This is a genomic window from Streptomyces sp. NH27, from assembly GCF_056859195.1.
The window spans coordinates 1-2,491 of the sequence record NZ_JACEGK010000770.1 but is presented as its reverse complement, the minus strand read 5'-3'; the positions used below and the strand labels follow the sequence as shown (position 1 = coordinate 2,491).

At 70.7% G+C, this 2,491-nt stretch carries 3 protein-coding genes; 1 reads left to right on the top strand and 2 read right to left on the bottom strand.

The features are described from left to right. Window positions 1–335: 335 nt before the first annotated feature. Entirely contained in the window at window positions 336–911 is a 576-nt protein-coding gene (gene dcd / locus AC13HU_RS35590) for a dCTP deaminase (RefSeq protein WP_483046137.1), read from the top strand. Between the two features lie 27 nt (window positions 912–938). On the opposite strand, the gene AC13HU_RS35585 is transcribed toward dcd, so the two are convergent. Together AC13HU_RS35585 and AC13HU_RS35580 are read right to left on the bottom strand one after the other, a co-directional pair. Then, window positions 939–1,382, bottom strand: coding sequence for a DUF2000 family protein (locus tag AC13HU_RS35585; protein WP_483046136.1), 444 nt, complete (start codon window positions 1,380–1,382; stop codon window positions 939–941). Window positions 1,383–1,545: 163 nt separating this feature from the next. Beyond that, window positions 1,546–2,491, bottom strand: a 946-nt coding sequence (locus tag AC13HU_RS35580; protein ID WP_483046135.1) for a Yip1 family protein, incomplete at its 5' end; no start/stop codon positions are given.

Sequence of the window (2,491 nt, the reverse complement as noted above, 5' to 3'; positions counted from 1 at the left end):
CCCCTAATGTGTGGGTTTGTCGGCCTACGCGGAGTTGGGGAAGGGGCTACATGGAGCGCACGGTTGTTCGGTGTGCGGAGGGACATGTGTTCAGTACGGCGTCGTTTCCGATGCAGCATCTGGGAGCTGAGCGGTTGGGGCCCGGGCGGCTGTTGAGGTGTCCGAAGTGCGCGCGGCTGCGGCATGCGGTGCCGGTGGACGAGGTGCACGGGGGCACGGGGAAGTGAGCGGGAAGTAGGGCGACGCGTTCCGGCGTGCTGTGCCGCGGGGCGCCGTGGCGGTGCCGTGGGGTGCGGGGCGCCGGGACGTGTGATCGGTTCGGCTAGTCTCGGGGGGTGCTTCTCTCAGACAAGGACATCCGGGCCGAGATCGACAACGGGCGGGTGCGGGTGGACCCGTTCGACGCGGCGATGGTGCAGCCGTCGAGTATCGACGTGCGGCTGGACCGGTTCTTCCGGGTGTTCGAGAACCACCGGTACCCGCACATCGACCCGGCGGTGGAGCAGCCGGATCTGACCCGGCTGGTGGAGCCGGAGGGCGACGACGCGTTCGTCCTGCACCCGGGGGAGTTCGTGCTCGCCTCGACGTACGAGGTGATCTCGCTCCCCGACAACATCGCGTCGCGGCTGGAGGGGAAGTCGAGCCTCGGGCGGCTGGGGCTGCTGACGCACTCGACGGCCGGCTTCATCGACCCCGGGTTCTCCGGGCATGTGACGCTCGAGCTGTCGAACATGGCGACGTTGCCGATCAAGTTGTGGCCCGGGATGAAGATCGGGCAGCTCTGCCTGTTCCGGCTGTCGTCCCCCGCGGAGTTCCCGTACGGGTCCGCCCGCTACGGTTCCCGCTACCAGGGCCAGCGCGGCCCCACACCCTCCCGCTCGTTCCTCAACTTCCACCGCACGCAGGTCTGAACACAGGGCTCGCCTGCCGCCCCGTACTCACGGGTGCATCCGCGCGCCCTTCAGCACCTTGTCCACCCCGTTCTTCGGCCCGTACACGGCCAGACCCACCAGGTCCAGCCCGTCCCGCGGCACCGCACGGACCGCGGCCCGGTTGTCGCGGTCGTTGCCGGTGGCGAAGAGGTCCGCGGTGAAGACCGACCGCGGCAGCGCGCGGGACACCGCCCGTGCGTGCGCGGTGGTCAGCATCTGCTTGTCGCCCTCGAAGACCAGGACCGGCTGCCGGAACATCGGCAGATACGGCGTGCCGTCGGCGTCCTCGTACGGCTCGCCGACCACTTCGGGCACCTGCGAGCCGAGCCCGCTGACGAGGAAGGCGGTGGTGTTCAGCCGCTGCCAGGTTTCCAGGTCGTCCCGCAGGAGTACGGCGATCTTCGTGTCGAAGCGGATCGGTTCGGGTGCGATGTCGTTCTCGGTGCTCATCCACCCACCCTCGCGCCCGGACCGCCCCGGATCTTGTACGTTCCTGACCGATCCCGCGAAACGATCCCACGAAACGATCCCGCGAAACGATCCCGCGAAACGATGCCACGAACCAGGCCCCCGCCAGGCCCCGCAGGGCTCGGGCCGGCGGCCGGCCGCCCCCTCAGATCAACGGCAGCTTGAACAACATCAGCAGCGCCACCAGTTGAATCGACGACGCCCCGAGCGCCTTGTGCCACGGCAGGTCATGCGACTTGGCCACCATCGACGTCAGCAGCGCCCCGCACGCGATCCACGTCGCCCACCCGAGCAGCTGCACAAAGCCGTTGCCGCCGCCGAGGAACAGCGCGAACAGCAGGCGCGGCGCGTCCGTGAGTGAACTCACCAGCATCGCCAGGCCGATCGTGGGCGCCCAGGCGCCGTCCCCGCCGAACTGGCGGGCGAGCGTGTTGGTGACCGCGCCGAGCGTCAGCCCGCACAGCACGACCATGACCGCGGTGGTCAGCACCCACGGCACGCTCGCGGTCAGCGTGGAGTTGAGCACGTCGCTGCGGGCGGCGTCGAAACCGAAGACGGCGAGCAGCCCGTAGACGAAGGTCACGATCAGGGCCGGGCCCCACACCGTGTGGTCGCGCATCTGCCAGAACGTACGGCCCGGCCGCAGTGCGATCCCGCGCAGCAGTTCCTTCCAGTGCAGCCGGGGTGCGGCCGGGGGCGCGCTCGCGTGGCCCGCGCGGTACATGGCCACGTTGTCCCCGCCGTAGGGCGCGCCGCCGTAGCCGCCGTCGTCATAGGAACCGTCGTCGTAGGAACCGCGGTCGTACGACCCGCCGTCGTATCCCTGGGCCGCGTACGGGTCGTCGAACCGCGCGTCCCCGCCCACGGTGAACGCGCGGGTGCTGCCGGGGGCGTCGTCGTACGCGGGGGCGGGGACGCCGCGGTGGTCGTAGTACTCGGGCTGGTCGGGCGCACCGTGCGGTGCACCTGCGCCGGGCGCGCCGTTGGGGTAACCGCCCCCGCCGTATCCGCCGCCGTACGCCTGCGGGTGCCCCTGGATCGGCTGCTGCGCTCCGCCGGGTCCGGACGGCCGGTACCGCGCCGACTGCGCC

Coding starts and splice junctions, on each gene's coding strand:
- AC13HU_RS35585 (WP_483046136.1), bottom strand. CDS start 1,382: ATGAGCACCGAGAACGACATCGCACCCGAACCGATCCGCTTCGACACG.